Source organism: Dickeya sp. Secpp 1600 (assembly GCF_003049805.1).
Classification (GTDB): Bacteria; Pseudomonadota; Gammaproteobacteria; order Enterobacterales; family Enterobacteriaceae; genus Dickeya; species Dickeya fangzhongdai.
This window is the reverse complement of record NZ_CP023484.1, coordinates 444,965-470,075: the sequence shown is the minus strand read 5'-3', so window position 1 is coordinate 470,075 and position 25,111 is coordinate 444,965. Positions and strand designations below refer to the sequence as shown.

Genomic DNA, 25,111 nt, shown 5'->3' with positions numbered 1-25,111 from the left:
CTATGTATAACCCCACACCGTTGTTACTGGAAGAGATCGCCGATCACTGCCGGGTGCTGGCCTACGCCATCATTGAGCTGGAAACCCCCGTTGCCAAAGAGCTGCTGATGTTCATCTTATGGGAGCGGCTTAACCTGCTGAATGAGACGCTGGATGCGGAGGTGCCGGACAATGAGTAAGTTTGTCTCGGAAAGTGTTGCACAATCCCGCCACCGCTGGCCGTCGATTCTGGCGGCATTAGATATCTACTTTCCTGCCGGGGGCCAGCATGGCCCTTGCCCTGTCTGCGGTGGAAAAGATCGCTTCCGCTTTGATGACAAGCGTGGGCGTGGCACCTGGTTCTGCAATCATTGCGGCCACGGTGATGGTCTGGATCTGGTCGCCCGCGTCAGGCGGTGTGACATCGCGGAAGCGGCCAGAGTGGTGACGGCACTGGCGTCATCAGCCAGTGAAACACCGCCCGCCAGAGAAAAGACGGTTGATCCCCGTCCGCTGGCGGAGCGCATCAAGGCGCTGATGGCAGCCACGAGCACCGGGGAAAGCCGGTATCTGAAAGCCAGAGGGCTGATGACACCGGCGATGCTGTTGACTGCCGCACAGGCGATGACCATCGGGCGTGTCCGGTTTGGCGAAGGATCGCTACTGCTGCCGATGTTCCGCACCTCCGGTGAACTGGCGGGCGCGCAACTGATCACGCCCGGCGGTGAAAAGCGGTTGTACCCCGGCACGCAGTTGAAAGGGGCGTTTATTCCGGTCAACCACGGCCCGGAGCCGTCGAAGCTGATTATCACCGAAGGGTATGCCACAGCGCTCACCCTGCAACAGTGCTCGTCATGCCATGTGGTGGCGGCGGTATCGGCCAATAACCTGCTGAACGTGGCGCAGGCATTCAGGGCGCGTTATCCCCAGTGCTGCCTGATCCTGGCCGGGGATAACGATATTCACCCGGATGGCGCGGCCAACACCGGCAAACTGATGGCGGAGAAAGCGGCGCTGGCCGTTGACGGCTGGGTATCCCTGCCGCCGACCGATACCGCCTGTGACTGGGATGACTTTCGCCAGCGGCACGGCATGGAAGCCACCAAAGCCGCGTTCCGGCGTCAGCTTACCCGGCCTGCCGTTATCAGCCCGGCCCCATTGCCTGACGCCGGGCTGTCTCCTGTCACGGCATTTTCCTCCGCCCTGCCACTGCATAAAGGCTCGGAAGGGTTTGATACCCGACAGGATTACCTGATCAAGGGCTATCTGCCGAGCGGCGCGGTTGCCAGTGCCTACGGTGCCAGCGGGTCGTATAAATCCTTTCTGGCTGTTTCCTGGGCGTGCCATATCGCCACCGGAAAGCCGTGGGCCAACCGACCGGTCACGCAGGGCGCGGTGATTTATGTGGTGGGCGAAGGTGGGATCGGCGTGCCGCGCCGGATTCGGGCGTGGGAGGAAACGCTGAACGACCATAGCCCGATTGATGCGCTCTACCGCGTTGACTGCCCGGTATTCCCGGCCAGTCCCGACAGCGTGGAGCAGGTGATCAAGGCCGCCCATGACGTGCAGGCCGCCACCGGGATGGCGGTACGGCTGATCATTCTGGATACACTGGCCCGCTGCTTTGGCGGTTCGGATGAAAACGCCGCTAAAGACATGGGGGCGTTTATTCAGGGTTGCGACTACATCAAGGCGGCCACGCAGGCCACGGTACTGATTATTCATCACTCCGGCAAAGATCAGGACAAAGGCGCTCGCGGCTCCAGCGCCTTCCGGGCTGCGCTGGACGTGGAGTTTAATGTGCGCCGCGAGGCCGACGGGCAGGCGCTGATCCTGACCTGCACCAAGATGAAGGACGCCGAAGAGCCGCCACGCCGGGCCTACGACCTGACGGCGGTAAATCTGTACGTGGACGATGACGGCGAGCCGGTCACGTCGCTGGTTCTTAGGGATGAAGGCCGGGAAGTCCGCGATGACCCGACCGACGCTGACCCGGCGCTTAGTGGGATCACCCGGCTGACGGATAACCATGTAGCGCTGTGGGAAGCGATCCGCTCGCGCACGGCCAGTGGCGACGGCTGCACCCGCGCACTGGTGCGTGACGATATGCGGGCGATGGGGTTTGATGTCTCCAAAAAGTTTACCCGCTGGCTGGATAAACTCGTCAGGGATGACCTGATTGCGCTGGATGGTGAAAACATCGTGCCATTATCAAAACGCGGTAAAGTGGGGGAATAAACGGGGGGAATGTGGGGGATGCCGGGTATCAGGTTATGGTATCTGGCGACTTCCCCCACTTCCCGGATGCCTATATACCCTAAGTGGGGGGGAATGGTTAACTTACTGTATATCAATGATTTGTTTTTTTCCTCCATCATCCGGTGGGGGAAGCGTATTACGCGGTAAAGTGGGGGCAAGGTGGGGGATCTTTTACTCATGACCTACTCCGGCAGAGGATGTTTTGGTCTTTCCTCCATTCAAAATATAACATTTGAGTTATTATAACTTATAAATTATAATCCCCACAGATAAGGGGACTGACATGTATGAATTGATTTTTCACCCCGAAGCTGCAAGCGAAATTTATGACCTCGAACCTGTTATGCAGGCAAAGGCGCTTAAAGGGCTGGAAAAGCTTGAAGCTAAAGGGCCCGAGCTAAGATATCCAGACACGGACATCATTGAAGATGGATTGTTTGAGCTGCGGGTTGGTAGAAAAGACATCAGCAGAACGTTTTTTGCTTACGCCAAAGGACGTAAGATCTATATTTTAAGGACATTCATCAAGAAAACCCCTAAGACCCCGAAAGCTGAAATAGCGCTGGCAAAGTCAAGATGGGAGGAATTGAAAGATGGCAGTTAACGGTATCCGATTTTCTGATGTTAAAGCGAAAGCGCTTTCTCATCCTGAAGTTAAAAAAGCGTATGAGGACGAAACTCAAGAAGAAGCGCTTCGCGCTGTTCTGATCGAAATGAAGTCCAAGTCAGGTCTGACAAGTACAGAGATTGCCGCTCGCATGGGGGTAAGCCAACCTGCGGTGAGCCGCCTTGAGAGAAATGTTTCCAGTGCGAGTATCTCAACCTTACAACGATATGCCGCTGCTTGTGGGATGCAGCTTAAGCTGTCACTGGGTTAAGATTAGCACGGTATTCATAAGCCAGATTTTGCACTGGCTTGCCGGTTAGCATTGGTGCTACAGGTTCCGGCTTGCTACTTCTATACGGTGGAAAGCGATCTGGCAAAATGATACTTGGGTATTATGAGTAGCTGGGAAATCATCCACATAAGAAAAATGAGCGCTAGCCCCTCCTAAAAAAGGGGCTGGCGCGGTGGATAGTATATCCTCAAATTTTAAATTTCCCTTCCGCATTAATAATTGTATCCCACTGTTTAAATTCGTCACTACTAAGAACTACACAACCTTTTGCCATAGATTTAAAATTTTCGGTGAGGTTTTTATCTTGTTTTGGAGGAAAATGATCGAAACTTGAAATCAATGTTTTTCTTCTAAGATTCTCTACATACTCGGGGCAAATTAGATTTTTTCCATCAAGCGAGAACATATTAACAGCCTTAATGAAGAAATCACTTCTATCTTTTAAGTATTTCGTATCCCATATTGAATTAGGAAATAATTCTTTATAGTATTTATCAGATGTAACATGGTAATAATGAGTTCTTTTATCTAACACACCGATTGTACTTAATGTATTCGAGCTAATAAATAAAAAACCATTAGGCCAAAAGAAAAAAACCAAGAATAATGAAGCTAACACAGAAAAAACCGTCTCTTTTGCTACTTCAAAATTAAAAACCCCATTATTATTAAACGAAAAATTTCTTGAATAAAAGATCATCGCTGGAAATAATGATAACAATGAGTAAAAAGATAGAAAAAAGAAAGCATAAACAAACCCATAAAAAGTATGTCCATCCATATTCATCAAGAGCAAAGAAATAGACAAACTTATTGATATTGAGGCTAAAAAGCATATAAACAAGGTGGCAATAATAGAGCCAATTATTTTAATAAATTTTTTAAATCCGCTATCACGATAGGCATGAGTGTTTTTTACTTTAAATGGAAACACAGTAAAAATTGTAGAAACAATAAAAGATATGAGTAAAGAACGAAATGGTTCATCTATATATAAGAAAATTTTCTCTATGTATACATGCTTTTTGGAAAATTCAGAAAAACCATCCGATGATAATATCAAAATAGAAATCAACATAGATATTATCATTATCAAAGTAATATATGGCATCTTTTTTGTATTAGCAATATAACTTTCATTAACAAAAGATGAAAAAAGCATTAGATTAAAACTTGGAAGTACAAATACAAATGACATTAATACAGAAATAAATACAAATGAGCCAAATATTGAAAGAAGTGTTGTTTTATTATCAATAATACCAATCAATAGGTCAAGACGTGAAAAATGCCCTAAATATCCCCAAACAACAATTATGGAGAGTAGGATGCATATAGGTGAAATTTTCAGTGCATAAAGAAAAAATTTTTTAGCATTATTAAATAAATGGGTTAATTCACTCTCTTTGATTCCTTCCATATATCCCTCTGCCTAGAAAAAAATCCATTAATAATCAATAAAATGATTAAATCCTATAAGATAGAGTATTCAGTACATCATTTCTTAAACTCATACGGCACCACATACTCTTCCCGAGTCGCATCCAGATAATCCGCCCACCATTGCAGCATCAGCTTGCGCTCCTCAAGATGTTCGGCTTTGTGGATATACGCAGCACGGACGCCATTGCGCTCCTGATGGCTCATTTGCCGCTCTACGGCATCCCGCGACCACTGGCCAGACTCAACTAACGCGCTACAGGCCATAGTACGGAAGCCGTGTCCGCATACTTCGGTGGTGGTGTCATAGCCCATTGTTCGCAATGCACTGTTGATGGTGTTTTCACTCATCGGTTTGGTTGGCCGGTGGTCGCCGGGGAAGACCAGTTCGTGAGCGCCGCTGATAGCCTTAATCTCTTCCAGCAGTGCTAAAGCCTGTCGGGATAACGGCACCAAATGTTCAGAGCGCATCTTTGCACCACGCTGTGAGTGTTTCACTCCGGGGATAGCTTCACGTTCGGGCGGTATCGTCCACATCGCGCGTTTAAAGTCGATTTCCGGCCAACGGGCAAAGCGTAGCTCGCTGGAACGGATGAAAACGCACAGGGTGAGTTTTAAAGCCAGTCGGGTTAACGCTCGCCCTTTGTAGCGTTCAATCCGTGCCAGAAAGTCAGGCAGTTTATCGAGCTTCAAGGCTGGCCGATGCGTCGCCTTTGGCGCAGCTATCGCCCCGGTGAGATCCTGCGCCGGGTTGCGCTCTATCAGGTCATTTTGTACCGCGTAACGCATGATGTCGGTAACGCGCTGGCGTAGCCGCGACGCCAAGTCAAGATGGCCGTTTTGCTCCACGGCTTTAAGCGGTTCAAGCAGGTCTTTGGTTTTCAGGTCGGCGATGTGGCGCTGGCCGATGGCAGGCAGAATATTACGCTCCATGTCACGCCATACCCGTCCGGCGTGTGTTTGTGACCATCGGTTTTGGCTGATGTTTCGGTGCCAGTCTCTTGCCACCTTTTCAAAGGTGTTCAGCGCATCCTGTGCCTGTTCTTTCTCTTCTTCCCGCTTTTCCGTTGGGTGGATGCCTTCTGACAGCAGTAATCGCACCTCGTCGCGTTTCTCTCTGGCCTTCGCCAGCGAAATCAGCGGGTAGGCACCGAAAGCAATCCGGCTTTCCTTACCGCCGAAACGGTACTTGAGATACCAGCGCTTAGAACCGTTAGGGCTCACCAGAAGGTACAGGCCATGTGCATCCGCAAGCTTGTAGGCTTTCTCGCGGGGCTTAGCGGTACGAGCAACAACGTCAGTCAGAGCCATAATTGGGGGTCAACTCATAATCGAAGCGAATTGACCCTTATCTTGACCCCCAAATAATCTGGATGTCAACGGATGCAAAAAGACCACTGTGGAAAAAACGCACAATCCACACAGGCAATAAAATTAGATTAAATCGTTATTTAACAATAATATATGGAATTTAGTGGACGATAACGGACACAAAAAAAGCCACCCAAAGGTGGCTTGATTTTTGAATTTTGGTGCCGAAGGCCGGACTCGAACCGGCACGTATTTCTACGGTTGATTTTGAATCAACTGCGTCTACCGATTTCGCCACTTCGGCACGAAGTAGTACTTTGCGGAAAACGTGGTGGATTATACCGTGGTGCGGGCCCGGCGCAACCCCAATCCGTCGTATGGCGTTGCGAGCGCTGAAAAAATCGCCGTTGTCGGGACGATATCGGTGGATGGCAGAGTAGTCTGATAAAAAAACGGGCGAACCGCAGGCCCGCCCGTTTGGTGGAAAAGGTGAATCAGCGCCGTTTCAGCAGCAGCGTGATGCTGATACACAGGAACAACGCACTCGGCAACAGAGCGCCCAGCACCGGCGGAATGTGGTACACCAGACTGAGCGGGCCGAAGATCTGATCCAGCACGTAGAACATAAAGCCAAAGCTGATGCCGATGATGATACGCACACCAGCCGGCACGCTACGTAGCGGACCAAAAATAAATGACAGCGCCATCAGCATCATCACCGCCACCGACAGCGGGGCAAACAGCTTACTCCACATGTTAAGTTGATAGCGGCTCGCTTCCTGGCCGCTCTGGTGCAGGTAGTTGATATAGTCGAACAGACCGCGGATCGATAACGCATCCGGATCCAGCGCCACCACGCCGAGCTTGTCCGGCGTCAGGTTAGTTTTCCACTCTCCGCTCACCGTCTGGCTGCCGCCAATCTGCTTGTTGTCGCGCAGGTCGGATTCTTCCACCTGCGACAGTTTCCAGGCGCCGTTCTCATACACCGCCGACGACGCGTAGCGTATCGATAACAGTTTGCTCTGTTTGTCGAAGTGATAGATATTGACCCCGGCCAGCTCGTTTTCTCCCGCCACCCGCTGGATATAGACAAAATCATTGCCGTCTTTGGCCCATAACCCGCCCTGGGTTGATAACATCGAGCCGCCGTACATCATCTGGGAACGGTAATTACGGGCCATCTGCTCGCCCGCCGGCGCCAGCCATTCGCCAATCGCCATGGTCAGCAGCACCAGCGGAATAGCGGTTTTCATCACCGCGGCGGCAATCTGTAAACGGGTAAAGCCGGAAGCCTGCATCACCACCAGTTCACTGCGGGTCGCCAGTGTGCCAAGCCCGAGCAGGGCGCCCAGCAACGCGGCCATCGGGAAGAAAATCTCAATATCTTTCGGCATGCTGAGCAGGGTATACAGCCCGGCGCCCATCACCGAGTAACCGCCCTGCCCGACTTTGCGTAGCTGATCGACAAATTTGATGATGCCGGAGAGCGACACCAGCATGAACAACGTCATCATGATGGTGTTGAAAATGGTTTTACCGATATAGCGGTCCAGTACGCGAAACATCTCAGGCCGCTCCTTTTATTTTCTGACGATTGCCCGATTTCAGGCTGGCGCGAATTTTACGCGCCGGCACGCTGTCCCACAGGTTCAGGATGATGGCAAGCGTAAGATAGGCCAGATTGGTCAGCCACATCCACACCATCGGGTCAAGCTTACCTTTGCCGGCGTTGGAGCGTAGCGAACTCTGCAACAGGAAGAACACCAGATACAGCAACATGGCGGGCAGCATGCTCAGTACCCGGCCCTGACGCGGGTTAACCACGCTCAGCGGCACCACCATGATAGCCATCACCAACACCGACAAAATTAGCGTCAACCGCCAGTGAAACTCGGCTCGGGCGGCGATATCCGACGAACGCCACAGTGTTTGCATATCCATCTGATCGACGTTATTCGGATCGAGCGCGACCGGCTGGTAACCGATAATCGCCTGATAATCGATGAAGTCGGTAATGCGAAAATCGCGCAGCATCGCCGTGCCTTCATAGCGGGTGCCCTTGTTCAGCGTCACCACCTGGGAACCGTCGCTGCGTGCCGCAACCGTGCCGCTCTCCGCCACGACCACCGACGGTCGGGAGTTCTCGCGCGGATGCAATTGCGCCAGGAACACCCGCTCAAAATCACTGCCGTTCGCCTTGCCGACAAACAACACCGAGTTGCCGTCCTGCGTCTGTTGGAACTGGCCTTCCGCCAGCGACGCCATTCCCGGGTTGGCGCGCGCCTCCGCCAGCACTTCATCCTGATGGCGCGACGACCAGGGGCTCAACCACAGCACGTTTGCGGCGGCGAGCGCACCCGTCAGCAGCGACAACAACAACGCGGCCTTGAGCAACACGCCTTTGCTCAGCCCGCAGGCATGCATGACGGTGATTTCGCTTTCAGCATAGAGCCGCCCGAAGGTCATCAGCAGCCCGAGGAACAGACTCAACGGCAGAATCAGTTGCGCCATCGCAGGCACGCCCAGCCCCAGCAGGGACAAAACCAGGTTCGTCGGGATGTCGCCGTCCACGGCAGCGCCCAGTATCCGCACCAGTTTCTGACAGAAAAAAATCAGCAACAGGACAAACAGAATGGCCACCTGGCTCTTAAAGGTTTCCCGTACCAGATATCGAATGATGATCACGCTTAATTACGCCTGTGAAAACTTGTATTTTTGCAGGAAAGTCGATAGTTTTTTCGCTAACTCGCCATTTACACTCATTTGTGGCAACCTTCGTAGCTAAAGCTTTATTAAAACATCCCTGTTTGTGGGATGTTTATCAGAACCTGCTGAGTATCCACTGCACAGATTCGCTACGTCGTTTAGATTAACACAGGTTATGTTAACGCAACGGCGGGAAAATATTACGGAATGTCACATTCTAGCCGTAGATCCCGCCGTTGTCTTTAAAGATTCAGGAGAGTACATGGAGTTCAGCGTAAAAAGCGGTAGCCCGGAAAAACAACGCAGTGCCTGCATTGTCGTCGGCGTGTTTGAACCGCGTCGGCTGTCCCCTATCGCAGAACAACTCGATAAAATCAGCGACGGTTACATCAGCGCGCTACTTCGCCGTGGCGAACTGGAGGGCAAGGTCGGGCAATCCCTGCTTTTGCACCATGTACCCAATATCCTTTCCGAACGCATTTTGCTGATTGGCTGCGGCAAAGAGCGCGAGCTTGATGAGCGTCAGTACAAGCAGGTGATCCAGAAAACCATCAACGCCCTCAATGAAACCGGCTCGATGGAAGCAGTCTGCTTTTTGACCGAACTGCATGTAAAAGGCCGCAACACCTACTGGAAAGTGCGTCAGGCGGTCGAAACCGCCAAAGAGACGCTCTATACCTTTGATCAACTGAAGACCAACAAGGTCGAACTGCGTCGCCCGTTGCGCAAGATGGTGTTCAACGTGCCGACCCGCCGCGAGCTTACTTCCGGCGAGCGCGCCATCCAACACGGTCTGGCGATTGCCTCCGGCATCAAGGCGGCCAAGGATTTGGGCAATATGCCGCCCAACATCTGCAACGCCGCCTATCTGGCCTCGCAGGCGCGTCAGCTGGCTGACGGCTACAGTCAGGTCACCACCCGCGTCATCGGCGAACAGCAGATGAAAGAGCTGGGTATGAACGCTTATCTGGCGGTAGGACAGGGCTCGCAGAACGAATCGCTGATGTCGGTGATCGAATACAAGGGCGACCCGGACAACAACAGCAAGCCGATCGTGCTGGTAGGCAAGGGCCTGACCTTTGACGCCGGCGGCATCTCCATTAAACCGGCCGACAGCATGGACGAAATGAAGTACGACATGTGCGGCGCGGCTTCGGTTTATGGCGTGATGCGCGTGGCGGCGGAGCTGGCGCTGCCGCTCAACATCATCGGCATTCTGGCCGGTTGCGAAAATATGGTCGATGGCCGTTCCTATCGTCCCGGCGACATTCTGACCACCATGTCCGGTCAGACGGTGGAAGTGCTGAACACCGACGCCGAAGGCCGTCTGGTACTGTGCGATACCCTGACCTACGTCGAGCGCTTCGAGCCGGACGTGGTGATTGACGTCGCCACTCTGACCGGCGCCTGCGTCATCGCGCTGGGGCACCACCTGACCGGGCTGATGTCGAACCACAATCCGCTGGCGCACGAACTGCTGGGCGCGTCGGAACAAGCGGGCGACCGCGCCTGGCGCCTGCCGCTGGGCGATGAGTACCAGGAACAGTTGGACTCCAACTTCGCCGACATGGCCAATATCGGCGGCCGTCCGGGCGGGGCAATCACCGCCGCCTGTTTCCTGTCGCGCTTTACCCGCAAGTACAGTTGGGCGCATCTGGATATCGCCGGCACCGCCTGGCGTTCCGGCAAAGCTAAAGGCGCGACCGGTCGCCCGGTGGCGCTGCTGTCGCAGTTCCTGCTGAACCGCGCCGGGTTGAATGACGCCGAGTAATCATCGGCAATCGCCACCGTCGGCCGGTGGCGCATTCATCCCTTTCCGGCCTGATCCCCGCGCTTGCGGGGATTTGTTATTCTGTCTGTGACCCTCATCGGTATGCGGAGCACCATGAAAAACGCGACCTTCTATCTTATTGATCACGAAAGCCTTATTGATCACGACCGCCCCGGCGGCGAACTGAACGCCTGCGAGGCGCTGGCCTGCTCCCTGGCGGCGGCGCGCTGGCGTGCCGGCCAGCGCGTGCTGATCGCCTGCGAGGACGAGCAGCAGGCATTAAGGCTGGACGAGGCGTTGTGGCAACGCGAACCTCACGCGTTCGTGCCGCATAATCTGGCGGGAGAAGGGCCGCGCCAAGGCGCGCCGGTGGAACTGGCATGGCCGCAGAAGCGTGGCAACGCGCCGCGCGACGTGCTGATCAGCCTGCAGCCGCAGTTCGCAGATTTTGCCACCGCTTTCCATGAAGTGATAGACTTCGTCCCTTACGAAGAATCTCTGAAACAGTTGGCGCGCGACCGCTACAAGTCCTATCGCAGCGTCGGCTTCCAATTGACCACGGCGACGCCGCCAACTCACTGACTTTTTGAGCATAATGGAAAAGACATACAACCCGCACGACATTGAGCAGCCGCTGTACGAGCACTGGGAAAAACAGGGCTACTTCAAGCCCAACGGCGACACCAGCCAGGAAAGCTTCAGCATCATGATCCCGCCGCCCAACGTCACCGGCAGCCTGCACATGGGTCATGCTTTCCAGCAAACCATTATGGATACGATGATCCGCTACCAGCGCATGCAGGGTAAAAACACCCTGTGGCAGGCCGGGACCGACCACGCCGGTATCGCCACCCAGATGGTAGTGGAGCGCAAGATCGCCGCCGAAGAGGGCAAAACCCGCCACGATTACGGCCGTGAAGCGTTCATCGATAAAATCTGGCAGTGGAAGGCGGAATCCGGCGGCACCATTACCCGCCAGATGCGCCGTCTGGGCAACTCGGTAGACTGGGATCGCGAGCGTTTCACCATGGACGACGGCTTGTCCAACGCGGTGAAGGAAGTGTTCGTCCGTCTGTATAAAGAAGACCTGATCTACCGCGGCAAACGCCTGGTGAACTGGGACCCGAAACTGCGCACCGCCATTTCCGATCTGGAAGTGGAAAACCGCGACGTCAAAGGCTCAATGTGGCACCTGCGCTACCCGCTGGCGGACGGCGCCAAAACCGCTGACGGCAACGACTATCTGGTGGTCGCCACCACCCGTCCGGAAACCGTGCTGGGCGATACCGGCGTGGCGGTCAACCCGGAAGATCCGCGCTACAAGGATCTGATCGGCAAATTCCTGATCCTGCCGCTGGTCGGCCGCCGCATTCCGATCGTCGGCGACGAACACGCCGATATGGAAAAAGGCACCGGCTGCGTGAAGATCACCCCGGCGCACGATTTCAACGACTACGAAGTCGGTAAGCGTCATCAGTTGCCGATGATCAACATCCTGACCTTTGACGGCGATATCCGTCAGGAAGCGGAAGTCTTCAGCACCAACGGTGAAGCCAGCAGCGCCTACAGCAGCGAAATTCCGGACGCTTTCCGCGGGCTGGAACGTTTTGCCGCCCGTAAAGCAGTCGTGACCGCCTTTGACGAACTGGGCCTGCTGGAAGAAATCAAAGCGCACGACCTGACGGTGCCGTACGGCGACCGCGGCGGCGTGGTTATCGAACCGATGCTGACCGACCAGTGGTACGTGCGCGCCGGCGTGCTGGCTAAGCCGGCCGTCGAAGCGGTGGAAGACGGCCGTATCCAGTTCGTGCCGAAACAGTACGAAAACATGTACTTCAGTTGGATGCGCGATATTCAGGACTGGTGTATCTCCCGCCAGCTGTGGTGGGGTCACCGTATCCCGGCGTGGTACGACGACAACGGCAAGGTGTATGTCGGCCGCGATGAAGCCGAAGTGCGCCGCGACAACAACCTGAGCGCCGATGTAGCGCTGCGTCAGGACGAAGACGTGCTGGACACCTGGTTCTCTTCCGGGCTGTGGACCTTCTCCACCCTGGGCTGGCCGGAGCAGACGCCGGAGCTGAAAGCCTTCCATCCGAGCAGCGTGATGGTCAGCGGCTTCGACATCATTTTCTTCTGGATTGCCCGCATGATCATGCTGACCATGCACTTCATCAAGGATGAAGACGGCAAGCCGCAGGTGCCGTTCCACACCGTGTACATGACCGGCCTGATCCGCGACGAGGAAGGCCAGAAGATGTCCAAATCCAAGGGCAACGTGATTGACCCGCTGGATATGGTGGACGGTATTTCGCTGGAAGCGTTGCTGGAAAAACGCACCGGCAACATGATGCAGCCGCAGTTGGCGGAAAAAATCCGCAAGCGCACCGAAAAACAGTTCCCGAACGGCATCGAGCCGCACGGCACCGATGCGCTGCGCTTTACGCTGGCGGCGCTGGCTTCCACCGGCCGCGACATCAACTGGGACATGAAACGTCTGGAAGGTTACCGCAACTTCTGCAACAAGCTGTGGAACGCCAGCCGCTTCGTACTGATGAATACCGAAGAACAAGATTGCGGTTTCAATGGCGGGGAGAAAGTACTGTCGCTGGCAGACCGCTGGATTCTGGCGGAATTCAACCGCACGGTGAAAACCTACCGCGAAGCGCTGGACGGCTACCGTTTCGACTTGGCCGCCAACGTGCTGTACGAGTTCACCTGGAACCAGTTCTGCGACTGGTATCTGGAACTGACCAAACCGGTGATGACCGGCGGCAGCGAAGCCGAACTGCGCGGCACCCGCCATACGCTGGTCACCGTGCTGGAAGCGCTGCTGCGTCTGGCGCACCCGATCATCCCGTTCATTACCGAAACCATCTGGCAACGGGTGAAAGTGCTGAAAGGCGTGACTGCCGACACCATTATGCTGCAGCCGTTCCCGGCCTTTGACGCTGCGCTGGACGACGAGCAGGCGTTCAACGATCTGGAGTGGATCAAACAGGCGATCGTCGCGGTGCGCAACATCCGTGCCGAAATGAACATCGCGCCCAGCAAGCCGCTGACGCTGCTGCTGCGTGATGCCTCCGCCGATGCCGCCCGCCGCGTACAGGACAACCTCGGCTTTATTCAGACGCTGGCGCGTCTGGAGAGCATCACGCTGCTGCCGGCTGGCGACAAAGGCCCGGTGTCCGTTACCAAACTGGTGGATGGCGCCGAGTTGCTGATCCCGATGGCGGGTCTGATCGACAAAGTGGCCGAGCTGGATCGCCTGGCAAAAGAAGTGGCGAAGCTCGAACTGGAAATCAGCCGCATCGACAGCAAGCTGTCCAACGAGGGTTTTGTCGCGCGCGCGCCGGAAGCGGTTGTCGCCAAAGAGCGCGAAAAACGCGACGGTTACGCGGTCGCCAAAGCCAAGCTGCTGGAACAACAGGCCACCATCGCCGCGCTGTAATCAGGTCATTGGCCGGCGCAGATAAACGCGGCGTCGGTCTTGATTGATTCAATAATCAGCCTCTCCCCAGTGGAGTTTAACGCTGACAGTAAAAAGCCCCGCTTTTCATCGCGGGGCTTTTTCATTGATGTTGATCCGTCCTGAATAGCGTTGACACGTTCCTGACTTAAATCTGGAGAACGTGATGATGACTGAGTTCAAACGTACCCAACGTGATTATCCTCTATCCTTTAAAATAGCCGTCGTTGAGCAAGTCGAAAAAGGCGAAATGACCTACAAACAGGCTCAGCAACGATACGGTATTCAGGGGCGCTCCACTGTCCTTGTCTGGCTGCGTAAATACGGCCGGCTTGACTGGAGCCCCGGACTTCCGAATTTGGTGAAGAGGAAATTGCTTGTGGCTCAGACAAATACCCCACTCACCCCCGAGCAAAGAATCAAAGAGCTTGAAGAACAGCTTGAGCTGGCGAACCAGAAGGCTGAGTTTTTTGAGTCGGTTATCAATGTCCTGAAAAATGATTACGGGGTGAGTGTCGTAAAAAAGCGGCCCGGCAAGTCCTTGCTCAAGGTCAGACCTCAAAAATAACCGTTACGCGCGCCTGCCAATTTCTGGGTCACAGCAGACAGGCATGGTATCAGTACAATGCCCGCTGCAATCAACGACATGCACACCATAGTAAGGTCCTTGATGTTATTGCCCGGATCCGGTGCCGCCAGCCGAGGATCGGCACACGTAAACTGCACCATCTATTGAACAGTCACCCGGACAAGACACTGAATATCGGTCGGGATAGCCTGTTCAGCCTGCTGGGTGAGCACCGGCTTCTGGTGCCCGTAAAACGGGGATACCACAAAACCACCAACAGCCACCATCGTTTTTACCGGCACCCGAACCTGCTGAAACCGGGTCCTGGACAGGTTACCGCTCTTGAGCCGGAACAGGTATGGGTGGCAGATATTACTTACCTGCCGATACGCAACGGCACGGTTTATCTGAGTCTGGTCACTGATGCCTGCTCAAGAAAAATCATGGGTTATCATGTGGATGAAAACCTGCACACTGAAAATGTAGTAAAAGCGTTCAAACAGGCACTGCGGCAAAGGCAAACAGAAGGCCCTCTGATACATCACTCAGACAGGGGGATACAATACTGTTCAGCACTTTATCAGTCAGTGCATAAAGAATACGGAATAACCTGTTCGATGACAGATGGTTACGACTGCTACCAGAATGCACTGGCGGAACGAATAAACGGGATCCTGAAGAGTGAATTTTTACTCTCACGTCCGGCCGATCTGGCACAGGCAAGGAAAATGGTGAAAGAGTCTGTAGCAATTTATAACCATGAACGGCCACATCTGGCCCTGAAATACAAAACGCCTGATGAAATTCATCAGGCGTTTTGCGGGCAAACAACTGTCAACCTATATCAGGACTAGTCATGTGATTCGACTTTATATCCAGCGTGGGTTACTGCGCGCCGACCAGCGCCACGCGCGGCTGCGCATTGAGGCTGCCGCCCAGCACCGGCTGCGTCTCATTGTCGAGACGGAAGCTGGCGATCGACTGTTGCAGATGCGTCACCTGCGCCTGCAGCGAACTGGCGGCGGTCGCCACTTCCGCCACCAGGCTGGCGTTCTGCTGGGTCACCCCGTCCATCTGGCTGATGGCGATATTGATCTGCGAAATGCCCCGGCTCTGCTCGCCGGAAGACAGCATGATTTCGCCCATAATATCCACCACCTTGCGGACATCCGACAGGATCTCATCCATCGTCTTGCCGGCCACTTCCACCAGCCCGGCGCCTTTTTCGATACGGCTCAGCGAGTTATCGATCATGTTGCCGATCTCTTTGGCGGCCGTGGCGCTGCGCTGCGCCAGCGTGCGCACTTCGGACGCCACCACCGCGAACCCTTTGCCCTGCTCACCCGCCCGCGCCGCTTCCACCGCCGCGTTCAGCGCCAGCAGGTTGGTCTGGAAAGCGATGCCGTCGATGACGCCCACGATGTCGGAAATGCGGGACGAACTCTGCTGGATAGAACGCATGGTATCCACCACTTCTGTCACCACATCGCCGCCGCGGGATGCGGAATCCGACGCTTTCTTCGCCAGATCGTTGGCCTTGCGGGTGTTGTCTTCGTTATTGCTCACCGTCGCCAGAATCTGTTCCATACTGGCGGCGGTTTCATCCAGCGATGCGGCCTGCTGCTCAGTACGACTGGACAGATCGATGTTGCCGGACGCGATCTCCTCGACGCCGACGCTGATGGCGTCGGTGCCGTTACGCACCGCAAGCACCATATCTTCCAGCCCGTCGCGCATATGCTGTACCGCGCCAAACAGCTGGGCGATTTCATTATTGCCGCGAATCTCAATTTTCGCGCGCAGGTCGCCTTCGGCAATCCGGTCAAACACGGTAATCGCCTGATTGAGCGGTTTTACCACCAGATTGGTCAGAATCGACCAGGCCAACGCCGCCAGCACCAGCGCGCACACAATCACCACGGTCAGAATGACCTGCATACGGCTAACGCGCGCATTAGAATCACTGTACGCCTCATCAATGCTCTGACGTTTGTACTGCACCAGCTTTTTCGCCGCGCCGTCAAAATTGGCGTACAGCGAAGTGGATTTACCCGCCCGCTGGCGATACTCATCCAGATTACCGGCTTCCAGCGCGATAAACGCCGGGTTGATGAATTCATTCATCAGGGTGTCGCGTTTGGTCGCCATATCGGAAGAAATGGCCTTTTCCTGTTCGAACTGCGGATACGTCAGATACTCCTGCCACTTCTTGCCGGCGTCATCGATTTTGCCTCTGGCGCGCTTGAGCGCCACCGTGGCGGCATCCTTATCTCCGTTGCTCATCAGCGACTCGTACAACCGTAAATCCAGACGGGCGCGCAATAACAATTCCGAGCTTTCATTCAGCGCCACCAGCCCCGGCAGCACCACATTATCCACATGCGCAAAAGATTTATTACCCGACTGGACGGCTACCAGCCCCAGGATGCCCACAATCAATGACAGCACCGCCAGAGAGAACACCATAATACTGAGCGTTGTGCGGATCTTTATCTTACGAAACATAATTGTCCCTGTTGTTTGGTAATGAAAACCATGAGCTTCAGCTCACACGTAAACCGCAACAAAAATGAAAAGGAAATATCATGAAAGGAAAAGGCCGGCGTTATTGTATAGACATCATTGTGTAGTAGTCGCCGGCCCAGTGTTTTCAATTTCCGTTATTTATTATGTGGCGGAACCGCCGCCAGGAATTCACCCAGCTTATTTTTGTAAAACTTCGCTGACATCATGGTGGCGTGTCCGCTGGTTTCTTTACTTGCCGGGATCAAAAACAGCTCGGCGCGCTTCACTTTTTTCAGCTCACTTTCCAGTATTCCTGTTTCAACCGGATTACGCTCATCGTCGGCGGAATTGATCACCAGCAGCGGCGCCTTGATGCGGTTTAATTCCGGCGAGGCGTTATAATCCGCCGAGGAATTCCAGATATAAATAAAGTCGTTGGCGTCGCTGGTTACCGGCGCGGCCAGACGCTCGTCCACCAGTTTGTCCGCCTGCGCGCGGGTCGGCGCTTTGCTCTGGTAGGCCAGCGTACCGCCCGTGGTGGCGATGCTGAACATGATGTTGGCGGTCTGCAACGACGGCGGCTGGCTAGTGTAATCGCCGTTTTTCCACGCCGGATCGCGCTTGATGGTCTCAATCAGCATGCGGCGTAGCATCCAGTTGCGGCCCGAGAGTTCGTTCGGCTGCGACGCCATCGGCACCAGCGCATCCATCATGTCCGGGTATTTTTCGCCCCACATCCAGGTATGCATACCGCCCATCGAATATCCCATCACCAGACGCAGATGCTTAATGCCAAGACCTTCGGTCAGCAGGCGATATTGCGCCAGCACCATGTCATCGTAGTTATATTGTGGGAATTTAGTACGCAGGCCGTCGGACGGCTTGGCGGATTTTCCGGAACCGATGCTTTCAGGAATGATGATGAAATATTTGCTGACGTCCAGCGGCTGGCCGGGGCCAAATAATTCACCGCCAAAACCGGCGGCCAATAAGGCGCTGATCGGCTGATTAGTGCCGTGCAGCAATAATACGGCCGGCTTTTTACTGTCGCCCAACGTGTAATAATGAATACGGAGATTGTTGACGGTTTCTCCGGTATGGAATCGGAATTCAGGCGCGGCCCAATTTCCTTCTTGTGGTTGTAGCGTTTGTGCAGTCGAAAAAGGGGATAAAACAAACAGAAAAACCAGACCAGCCAGTCCAGACAACAAGCGATTAACCATAGAACAACTCTTCCGTAATCATAGGCGGGGGACCCTGATGTTAATATTTCCTGTAAAATATCCCAATAATGCTCGCAGACTAATGATTGAAAAAATAATTATATGCCGCCAATTTTAGTTATCGCGGCATATAATTTAGTCCTGAACAATACTCATGAAATAATCCGTGTCCCAATTCTGTTCAGGCATACGCCGCTAACCGCAAAGGACGCCCGCCGTTACCCTCCGGTTGCCGATATTGTCGCCTGTGCGCAGCGGCAAAGAGATGAACCAAGCCGTCATTTACAGTGGCAGATGCAGGAACTGATTGAATTCGCTGGCTGTATACTCAGCGAACGCCTCGCCATTCACGAAACCCTGTTTACGATACAGCGCCAGCGCCGGTTCAAATGCCGGACCGCTACCGGTTTCCAGACTCAGGCGACGCAAGCCGCGCCGACGCGCTTCGGCCAGAATATGGGCCAGCAGACACGCGGCCACGCCCTGACGCAAACACTGCGGATGGGTGCGCATCGATTTCAGTTCTCCGCTGCCGTCCGGCAGCATTTTCAGCGCGCCGATACCGGCGATCTGCTCGCCGCGCCAGACGCTCCAGAATGTGATGTCCGGCGCCTGTAAACCGGACAAATCCAGCGCAAATACCTGCTCCGGCGGCGAATTATCGTGCATTCCAGTCAGATGCAGGGCCACCAGCGCTCGCGTGGCCTCGCCGGTCAAGTCATCGTTGCGGATCACCAGCGGATCCCGTGGGGATGTGTTTGTCATTATCATCAGCTCCGTTGCAAAAAAAGATCAGGGGGCGCAGATAGCAATCAGGTAGCGAACCGGACCCGGACCGGGATTATGGAAACCGGACGCGCCATACAGGCGATAGCGCAGGCTGTCCCGCGGGCCAAGCGTGTGCGCCACGCCTTCCAGCGTCATAACCAGTTGGCCATCGAGCACATACAGATGATGTTCCAGGCCCGCCAGCGGCGGCGCGGCGTAATCGATACGCACGCCGGCCGGCAGCTCGCCGTGGATCATTTCGGCGCGAAACCCGGCGGAAGGGGGAGAAATACTGCGCCGGACAAACCCGGTTTCCGGGTCAATCCATACCGGTTGTTGCGCTTCGCTCAGCTTCTGCGGCAACTGAGTTTCCACCTCGGCCAGCAGGCACGATAGGGTACAGCCATACACCGCACACAGGCGGCCCAGCAACGCCGCCGTTGGGCTGGACTCCATACGTTCCAGCCGGGATAAGGTTGCGCGGCTGATGCCGCTGTTCTGCGCCAGTTCGTCCAGCGACCAGCCGCGTTCACGTCGCAGCCCCGCCAGCCGCCCGGCCAACCGACGATCGGTTTCGGAAAGACGATCGGTTTCAGAAATGGAAGGTTCCATCGCGTCTCCTGAAATATCAATTTTGATAAAAAATCTCATAAATGAGAAAATAGATCAAGATATGTTCAGAGTGAAACGCAGTGGGAACGGATTATTCAGCTGTATGTTTAACGCGGGATCCACATCATTGTCGGGCAATTACCGCTGCGCTAATCCGCTGTTGCGCTTTTTGTTACGCGCCTTTATCAATAACAGGGTTTTGAGCCGGCGCGTCGGTACGTATAATCGGTGATACGTGTAAACGACGGTACGTATCACCGACAGTACGTATCATCGGGAAACGCCAGCCGATTACCGACGTTTTCGATCTGACAGGATTCTGCCGACAAGAGTGAGCAACATGACAACTTCAGCGTCCACACCACTGCTGACCCGCCCGATTACGGCCGCGGATAACGCGGCGATTGCCAGCGTGATACGCCGGGTTTCCGCTGAATTCGGCCTGACGGCCGACAAGGGATATACCGTGTCCGACCCGGATCTGGACCGGTTGTTCGAACTCTACTATCGCCCCGCCAGCGCTTACTGGGTGGTGGAATGCAACGGCGAAGTGGTGGGCGGCGGCGGTCTGGCCCCGCTGTCCGGCGGCGAGCCGGATATTTGTGAATTGCAAAAAATGTATTTTCTGCCGCTGGCGCGCGGCCAGGGCATTGCCCGGCAACTGGCGGAACTGGCGCTGACGTTTGGCCGCGAGCAGGGGTTTCGCCGCTGCTATCTGGAAACCACCGCGCACCTGACCAGCGCCATCCACCTGTATGAAAGACTCGGCTTCGAGCATATCCCGCATGCCATGGGCAACACAGGTCATGTGGACTGTGAAGTCAGAATGCTGAAAACGCTGTAAGGGCGCAGGCGCCGTCATTGCGCTGCGTAGAAAACACATCGCCCGGCGGGTGCCGGGCGATAGATAACACGAGAATCAGTGACGTTTGCCGTCGTCATCCTCATCGTAAAAGTCTTCGTCTTCCCCGAATTCGTCTTCATCCTCGCCGTCCGGGTCTTCGAAATAGGTGCCCCAGCCGTCGTAGTTGACGCCATGACGCTCGGCCAGCGACAGCAGTTGTTCCACCTGCTGATCGATCAGCTCGGCGCTCAACGCCACCTCGCTGATAGCATCACAGCACATCAGCACCACGCCGTCTTCCATTTCCATTTCTTCGGCGTCGGTAACTTCGTAACCCAGTTTGAACGCATCCACCGCCACTTTTTCCAGATCTTCAAACTTCTCGGCGGAGAAATGGTGTTCGATGGTGTAGAGCGCATCGGGATCGCTGCCGTCCTCCAGCAATTCCTCAATGATCAGACGGGTCTCTTCACGTTGTTCTTCCAGCAGTTCGCGGTTTGCCATGTCTCAGTCCTCATAAAAGCGGCAAAGATAGGGTTATTTTCCCACAGGCTAGCCTCTCTCTCCACCATAAAGTTTGAACGCGGCACTTGAATTTGAATATTTACACATATAAAGTGAATTTTAATTCAACCTTCAGTGTTGAGCCACATGGAGAAGACAACGATGAACCCGTTCTACAAACGCCATTTTTTACGGCTGATGGATTTCACGCCGGCTGAAATCAGCAGCCTTCTGGCTCTCGCCGCCACGCTCAAAACCAATAAGAAAAACGGCGCCGAAGCCCGCTACCTGCAAGGTAAAAACATCGCACTCATCTTCGAAAAAGATTCGACCCGCACTCGTTGCTCTTTCGAAGTTGCTGCATACGATCAGGGCGCGCAAGTCACCTACCTCGGCCCCAGCGGCAGCCAGATCGGTCATAAAGAATCAATGAAAGACACCGCCCGGGTGCTGGGCCGCATGTACGACGGCATCCAGTACCGCGGTTACGGTCAGGAGTTGGTGGAAACGCTGGCCGAGTTTTCCGGCGTGCCGGTCTGGAACGGCCTGACCAACGAATTTCACCCGACCCAGTTACTGGCGGACCTGCTGACCATGCAGGAGCACCTGCCGGGTAAATCGCTGTCGGGCATGAAGCTGGCCTACGTGGGCGACACCCGCAACAATATGGGCAACAGCATGCTGGAAGCCGCCGCCATCACCGGGCTGGATCTGCGATTAATCGCCCCGAAAGCCTGCTGGCCGGATGCCGGTCTGGTGGCGGAGTGTCAGGCGGCGGCAGCCAAAACCGGCGGTTCGATTACGCTGACAGAAGACGTGGCGGCCGGGGTGAACGGTGTGGACTTCATCTATACCGATGTGTGGGTTTCGATGGGGGAACCGAAAGAAGTGTGGCAGCAGCGTATCGACCTGCTGCGGCCGTATCAGGTTAACGCCGCGATGATCGCCGCTACCGGCAACCCGCAGGTGAAATTCCTCCACTGCCTGCCGGCGTTTCACGACGATCAGACTACGCTCGGCAAACAGATGGCGGAGCAATACGGCCTGCACAACGGTATGGAAGTCACCAACGATGTGTTTGAATCCGCCCACAGCATTGTGTTCGATCAGGCGGAAAACCGCATGCACACCATCAAAGCGGTGATGGTGGCGACACTGAGCCAGAGCGTCGAGATTTAAGTAGCGAGAATATGAGCCAAATCCACAGGTGATTTGGCTCAGCGTATGGGCCGGATAAACCAACGTTATCGGCCCAGTCACAAATCCCGGCGCTTCCGGCCCGGCTTACAGTTCTTCGCCGTTCGAGGTAATCACCCGCTGATACCAGTGGAAGGATTTCTTCGGCGTACGTTTTAACGTCCCGGTGCCGTCGTCATGCTTGTCGACGTGGATGAAACCGTAACGCTTCGCCATTTCACCCGTCGTGAACGACACCAGATCGATGCAGCCCCACGGCGTATAACCCATCAGGTCGACGCCATCTTCCCACACCGCCGCCTTCATGGCTTCAATATGGGAACGCAGATAATCGATACGGTAGTCATCCTGACACACGCCGCTCGCGTCCGGCTTATCGACGGCGCCCAGCCCGTTTTCCACGATAAACAGCGGCACTTCATAACGTTCATACAACGTCACCAGCGCATAGCGCAGCCCGGTCGGATCGATCTGCCAGCCCCAGTCGCTGGCTTTCAGGTGCGGGTTGGCAATCGAATGTTCGGAACTGCCGTCCATGCTGGCGTCAATATCGTTCTGCACATCGTGTTTCACCACGTTCGACATGTAATAGCTAAAGCCGATGTAGTCCGCCTTACCTTCCTGCAGAATCCGCTCGTCCTCCGGCTCCATATGGATGTGGTAGCCCTTGAGCGCCCACTCGCGTTTCGCATAGGCCGGATAGTGGCCACGCACGTGCACATCGGTGAAGTAGAAACGGTCATGCATCGAACGCGCCGCCAGCATCACGTCTTCCGGATGGCAGGAATACGGGTAGTACGGCACAAACGAGCACATGCAACCCACTTTGATATCCGGGTTGATGTCATGCGCGGTTTTCACCACCAGCGCGCTGGCGACAAACTGATGATGCACCGCCTGATACATCGCTTCTTCCGGTTTTTCCTTCTGCGGGAACTTCACCCCGGAACACATCCAGCCGAAAATCTCGGCCGACACGTTCTTCTGGTTGTTGATCTCGTTGAAGGTCATCCAGTACTTCACTTTGTGCTGATAACGTTCGATCACCGTGGCGGCGAAATGCACGAAGCAGTCCAGCGTCTTGCGGCTCATCCAACCGTCGTACTGCTGCACCAGATGCAGCGGCATCTCGAAATGGCTGAGGGTCAGCACCGGCTCGATACCGTGTTTGAGCAGTTCGTCGATCAGGTCATCGTAAAACTTCAGCCCTGCTTCGCACGGCTCCGTTTCGTCGCCGTTGGGGAAAATACGCGTCCAGGCGATGCTGGTGCGAAAACATTTGAAACCCATTTCCGCAAACAGCGCGATATCGTCCTTATAACGATGATAAAAGTCGATTGCCTCATGGTTCGGGTAGGACTCGCCAGGAATCACGCCGTCGGTAATGCGCCGCAGTTTGCCGTGCGCGCCGGCGGTCAGCACATCCACCACGCTGACGCCCTTGCCGCCTTCATTCCAGCCGCCTTCCAGCTGATGCGCAGCCACCGCGCCCCCCCATAAGAACCCTGCGGGTAATTGACTCATACTCTCCACCTCCTCTTTAAATGCCGTCATACGCCGACGGCAAGGCACTCAATATTCACAGTCATATCAAACCGATGCGCTGGTCCGGGTCGACGCCGCCTCCGCTGGCGCCGCGGCCGTTTCCTCCACCGGATCGTCAAACCCCACCACCATCACCAACCCGATAGTCAACACGATTGCCACGCCGCAGCCGGCCAGCTCGCCGATAAACGACATCGGTGCGGACGGGCTGATGGCGTTGATCACCGTCAGCACGCCCGGCAATGCGGCATAGGCGTAATACAGCGATCCGAACAGGCTGGCGACGACCGCCCCCACCGCACCGCCGATGCAGCCGCAGATAAAGGGTTTCTTGTAGCGCAGCGTCACCCCGTAAATAGCCGGTTCGGTGATGCCGAAAATCGCCGTTACCCCCGCCGACATCGAGCGCGCTTTCAGTTCACGGTTGCGCGTTTTCAAAAAACAGCCGAAAGCGGCCGCCATCTGAGCGACCACGGCGACGGTCTGGAACGCCTGAAACGAGTCGTAACCGTTCAGATCAAAGTTGGCGACCACTACCGGCGTGATGCCCCAGTGCACGCCGAAGATCACAATGATCTGCCACACGCCGCCAATAATCGCGGCCGCCAGCGCCGGGAAAGCATTGAACAACGCGTTGTAGCCGGCGGCGATCCCGGTGGCGACCCAGGTACTGGCCGGGCCGATCAACAGCAGCGTCAGCGGCACCACAATCACAAAGCAGATCAACGGGGTAAACAGCGCGCTGACGATATCCGGCAATCGCTTTTCCACCCGGCGCTCCACCCACGCCAGCACCCACACCAGAAACAGCGGCGGCAACACCGACGCGGTATACACCGTCTTCGCCAGCGGCAGCCCCAACAGAGTGATCGACTCGCCGGCGGCGATTTTCCCCGCCATCGCCGTCCATTCCGGGTTGATCAGCGCGCAGCAGCACAGCACCGCGATATAGGTATTACAGCGAAAATGACGGGAAGCCGTCAGGGCGATAAACACCGGCAGAAAGGCAAACGGCGTCCAGGACATGAAATTGAGCACACGATAGGTGCCGGTCAGCGTAAAACCGGCGGAGAACTGCTGAATAACGATCAGTATGCCCTGCAGTATCCCTGCCGCCGCCAGAATATACACAATCGGCGCGAACACCGCCGACATGGTGGCGATCACCGTATCCAGTACGCGCCGACGGGGCTCTTCGCCGCGCTTTGCGCCTTCGCCGAGCAACGCCGCCATCTGGCTGTACACTTCCGCCACATGCACGCCGATGACAACCTGAAACTGACCAGCGCTCTCCACCACCGCAATCACGCCGGGCAGGCTCTGAACGCGCGCTTTCGCGTTATCAGGCGTTTGCGCCAGTATCAGGCGTAGCCGGGTGGCGCAGCGGGAAAAATCGACAATATTCGGTTGACCACCCACTTCCTGCAGAATGCTTTGCGCTAATTTCGCGTAATCTCGAATCCCTGACATGGCGCTACCTCACGTTGATATTCGGTAACCACTTCGTTGAT

21 protein-coding genes, 1 tRNA gene and 1 pseudogene are annotated in these 25,111 nt (G+C 55.2%); 11 read left to right on the top strand and 12 right to left on the bottom strand.

Annotated features, from left to right (window positions below):
• The first annotated feature begins 2 nt into the window (after window positions 1-2).
• The 5 genes and pseudogenes from CPA59_RS23040 (at window position 3) to CPA59_RS02150 (ending at window position 3,116) form a co-directional block, all read left to right on the top strand.
• Entirely contained in the window at window positions 3-179 is a 177-nt protein-coding gene (locus CPA59_RS23040; RefSeq protein WP_255412297.1) for a hypothetical protein, read from the top strand.
• Window positions 142-1,062 (top strand): annotated as a pseudogene (locus CPA59_RS23035) (primase-helicase zinc-binding domain-containing protein); the annotation flags it as partial. The gene CPA59_RS23040 and the pseudogene CPA59_RS23035, both read left to right, overlap by 38 nt.
• A gap of 75 nt (window positions 1,063-1,137) precedes the next feature.
• Entirely contained in the window at window positions 1,138-2,217 is a 1,080-nt protein-coding gene (locus CPA59_RS23030; protein WP_255412296.1) for a helicase RepA family protein, read from the top strand.
• A 304-nt stretch (window positions 2,218-2,521) separates the two neighbouring features.
• The gene (locus CPA59_RS02155) at window positions 2,522-2,842 is read left to right on the top strand and encodes a type II toxin-antitoxin system RelE/ParE family toxin (protein ID WP_024104360.1); all 321 of its coding nucleotides are present in this window, start codon (window positions 2,522-2,524) and stop codon (window positions 2,840-2,842) included.
• The gene (locus tag CPA59_RS02150) at window positions 2,832-3,116 is read left to right on the top strand and encodes a helix-turn-helix domain-containing protein (protein WP_107758603.1); all 285 of its coding nucleotides are present in this window, start codon (window positions 2,832-2,834) and stop codon (window positions 3,114-3,116) included. Before CPA59_RS02155 ends, CPA59_RS02150 begins: the two co-directional genes overlap by 11 nt.
• Before the next feature lie 208 nt (window positions 3,117-3,324).
• Here the strand turns inward: CPA59_RS02150 and CPA59_RS02140 are convergent, their stop codons facing one another.
• From CPA59_RS02140 to lptF, 5 genes are all read right to left on the bottom strand, one after another.
• On the bottom strand, window positions 3,325-4,557 hold the full coding sequence (locus CPA59_RS02140; RefSeq protein WP_107758602.1) for a hypothetical protein: 1,233 nt from the start codon (window positions 4,555-4,557) through the stop codon (window positions 3,325-3,327).
• Between the two features lie 77 nt (window positions 4,558-4,634).
• Window positions 4,635-5,888: an integrase arm-type DNA-binding domain-containing protein gene (locus tag CPA59_RS02135; RefSeq protein ID WP_107758601.1), complete on the bottom strand. Its 1,254-nt coding sequence runs from the start codon at window positions 5,886-5,888 to the stop codon at window positions 4,635-4,637.
• 219 nt (window positions 5,889-6,107) lie between these two features.
• Window positions 6,108-6,192, bottom strand: a tRNA-Leu gene (locus tag CPA59_RS02130).
• Window positions 6,193-6,382: 190 nt separating this feature from the next.
• Window positions 6,383-7,453, bottom strand: a complete 1,071-nt coding sequence (gene lptG, locus CPA59_RS02125) for an LPS export ABC transporter permease LptG (RefSeq protein ID WP_107758600.1) — start codon at window positions 7,451-7,453, stop codon at window positions 6,383-6,385.
• A gap of 1 nt (window position 7,454) precedes the next feature.
• On the bottom strand, window positions 7,455-8,573 hold the full coding sequence (gene lptF, locus CPA59_RS02120; protein WP_107758599.1) for an LPS export ABC transporter permease LptF: 1,119 nt from the start codon (window positions 8,571-8,573) through the stop codon (window positions 7,455-7,457).
• Window positions 8,574-8,856: 283 nt separating this feature from the next.
• Here lptF and pepA point away from each other — a divergent pair, with 283 nt between their 5' ends.
• From pepA to CPA59_RS02100, 4 genes are all read left to right on the top strand, one after another.
• Window positions 8,857-10,365, top strand: coding sequence for a leucyl aminopeptidase (gene pepA, locus CPA59_RS02115; RefSeq protein WP_013316104.1), 1,509 nt, complete (start codon window positions 8,857-8,859; stop codon window positions 10,363-10,365).
• Between the two features lie 114 nt (window positions 10,366-10,479).
• Window positions 10,480-10,947 (top strand): DNA polymerase III subunit chi, encoded by a 468-nt coding sequence (locus tag CPA59_RS02110; protein WP_107758598.1) that lies wholly within the window; start codon window positions 10,480-10,482, stop codon window positions 10,945-10,947.
• 13 nt (window positions 10,948-10,960) lie between these two features.
• Complete coding sequence (locus CPA59_RS02105; RefSeq protein WP_107758597.1) at window positions 10,961-13,816, top strand: valine--tRNA ligase; 2,856 nt, start codon at window positions 10,961-10,963, stop codon at window positions 13,814-13,816.
• Between the two features lie 184 nt (window positions 13,817-14,000).
• Window positions 14,001-15,256 (top strand): IS3 family transposase gene (locus tag CPA59_RS02100; protein WP_107758483.1). Its coding sequence is split into 2 segments (ribosomal slippage): window positions 14,001-14,352 and window positions 14,352-15,256, totalling 1,257 coding nucleotides; the frame shifts between segments, so codons are not numbered across the junction.
• A 31-nt stretch (window positions 15,257-15,287) separates the two neighbouring features.
• Here the strand turns inward: CPA59_RS02100 and CPA59_RS02095 are convergent.
• The 4 genes from CPA59_RS02095 to CPA59_RS02080 form a co-directional block, all read right to left on the bottom strand.
• A complete protein-coding gene (locus CPA59_RS02095; RefSeq protein WP_038662925.1) occupies window positions 15,288-16,907 on the bottom strand; it encodes a methyl-accepting chemotaxis protein in 1,620 nt (539 codons plus the stop codon).
• A gap of 155 nt (window positions 16,908-17,062) precedes the next feature.
• Window positions 17,063-18,130: an alpha/beta fold hydrolase gene (locus CPA59_RS02090; RefSeq protein WP_107758596.1), complete on the bottom strand. Its 1,068-nt coding sequence runs from the start codon at window positions 18,128-18,130 to the stop codon at window positions 17,063-17,065.
• Window positions 18,131-18,412: 282 nt separating this feature from the next.
• A complete protein-coding gene (locus CPA59_RS02085; RefSeq protein ID WP_049855259.1) occupies window positions 18,413-18,895 on the bottom strand; it encodes a GNAT family N-acetyltransferase in 483 nt (160 codons plus the stop codon).
• A 27-nt stretch (window positions 18,896-18,922) separates the two neighbouring features.
• On the bottom strand, window positions 18,923-19,510 hold the full coding sequence (locus CPA59_RS02080) for a helix-turn-helix domain-containing protein (protein ID WP_107758595.1): 588 nt from the start codon (window positions 19,508-19,510) through the stop codon (window positions 18,923-18,925).
• Window positions 19,511-19,850: 340 nt separating this feature from the next.
• Between CPA59_RS02080 and CPA59_RS02075 the strand changes: the two genes are divergently transcribed.
• Window positions 19,851-20,354 carry a GNAT family N-acetyltransferase gene (locus CPA59_RS02075; RefSeq protein ID WP_107758594.1) on the top strand — a complete coding sequence of 168 codons (504 nt, stop codon included), beginning with the start codon at window positions 19,851-19,853 and terminating at the stop codon, window positions 20,352-20,354.
• Between the two features lie 75 nt (window positions 20,355-20,429).
• On the opposite strand, the gene rraB is transcribed toward CPA59_RS02075, so the two are convergent.
• Window positions 20,430-20,858 (bottom strand): ribonuclease E inhibitor RraB, encoded by a 429-nt coding sequence (rraB, locus tag CPA59_RS02070; protein ID WP_038917641.1) that lies wholly within the window; start codon window positions 20,856-20,858, stop codon window positions 20,430-20,432.
• Window positions 20,859-21,020: 162 nt separating this feature from the next.
• Here rraB and argF point away from each other — a divergent pair, with 162 nt between their 5' ends.
• Entirely contained in the window at window positions 21,021-22,037 is a 1,017-nt protein-coding gene (gene argF, locus CPA59_RS02065; protein WP_038917640.1) for an ornithine carbamoyltransferase, read from the top strand.
• 105 nt (window positions 22,038-22,142) lie between these two features.
• Here the strand turns inward: argF and CPA59_RS02060 are convergent, their stop codons facing one another.
• Together CPA59_RS02060 and CPA59_RS02055 are read right to left on the bottom strand one after the other, a co-directional pair.
• On the bottom strand, window positions 22,143-23,579 hold the full coding sequence (locus CPA59_RS02060; RefSeq protein ID WP_107758593.1) for a 6-phospho-beta-glucosidase: 1,437 nt from the start codon (window positions 23,577-23,579) through the stop codon (window positions 22,143-22,145).
• A 66-nt stretch (window positions 23,580-23,645) separates the two neighbouring features.
• Entirely contained in the window at window positions 23,646-25,070 is a 1,425-nt protein-coding gene (locus CPA59_RS02055; protein ID WP_038917638.1) for a PTS transporter subunit EIIC, read from the bottom strand.
• Window positions 25,071-25,111: the final 41 nt, after the last annotated feature.

Coding starts and splice junctions, on each gene's coding strand:
- CPA59_RS23040 (WP_255412297.1), top strand. CDS start 3: ATGTATAACCCCACACCGTTGTTACTGGAAGAGATCGCCGATCACTGC.
- CPA59_RS02155 (WP_024104360.1), top strand. CDS start 2,522: ATGTATGAATTGATTTTTCACCCCGAAGCTGCAAGCGAAATTTATGAC.
- CPA59_RS02150 (WP_107758603.1), top strand. CDS start 2,832: ATGGCAGTTAACGGTATCCGATTTTCTGATGTTAAAGCGAAAGCGCTT.
- CPA59_RS02140 (WP_107758602.1), bottom strand. CDS start 4,557: ATGGAAGGAATCAAAGAGAGTGAATTAACCCATTTATTTAATAATGCT.
- CPA59_RS02135 (WP_107758601.1), bottom strand. CDS start 5,888: ATGGCTCTGACTGACGTTGTTGCTCGTACCGCTAAGCCCCGCGAGAAA.
- lptG (WP_107758600.1), bottom strand. CDS start 7,453: ATGTTTCGCGTACTGGACCGCTATATCGGTAAAACCATTTTCAACACC.
- pepA (WP_013316104.1), top strand. CDS start 8,857: ATGGAGTTCAGCGTAAAAAGCGGTAGCCCGGAAAAACAACGCAGTGCC.
- CPA59_RS02110 (WP_107758598.1), top strand. CDS start 10,480: ATGAAAAACGCGACCTTCTATCTTATTGATCACGAAAGCCTTATTGAT.
- CPA59_RS02105 (WP_107758597.1), top strand. CDS start 10,961: ATGGAAAAGACATACAACCCGCACGACATTGAGCAGCCGCTGTACGAG.
- CPA59_RS02095 (WP_038662925.1), bottom strand. CDS start 16,907: ATGTTTCGTAAGATAAAGATCCGCACAACGCTCAGTATTATGGTGTTC.
- CPA59_RS02090 (WP_107758596.1), bottom strand. CDS start 18,130: ATGGTTAATCGCTTGTTGTCTGGACTGGCTGGTCTGGTTTTTCTGTTT.
- CPA59_RS02085 (WP_049855259.1), bottom strand. CDS start 18,895: ATGACAAACACATCCCCACGGGATCCGCTGGTGATCCGCAACGATGAC.
- CPA59_RS02080 (WP_107758595.1), bottom strand. CDS start 19,510: ATGGAACCTTCCATTTCTGAAACCGATCGTCTTTCCGAAACCGATCGT.
- CPA59_RS02075 (WP_107758594.1), top strand. CDS start 19,851: ATGACAACTTCAGCGTCCACACCACTGCTGACCCGCCCGATTACGGCC.
- rraB (WP_038917641.1), bottom strand. CDS start 20,858: ATGGCAAACCGCGAACTGCTGGAAGAACAACGTGAAGAGACCCGTCTG.
- argF (WP_038917640.1), top strand. CDS start 21,021: ATGAACCCGTTCTACAAACGCCATTTTTTACGGCTGATGGATTTCACG.
- CPA59_RS02060 (WP_107758593.1), bottom strand. CDS start 23,579: ATGAGTCAATTACCCGCAGGGTTCTTATGGGGGGGCGCGGTGGCTGCG.
- CPA59_RS02055 (WP_038917638.1), bottom strand. CDS start 25,070: ATGTCAGGGATTCGAGATTACGCGAAATTAGCGCAAAGCATTCTGCAG.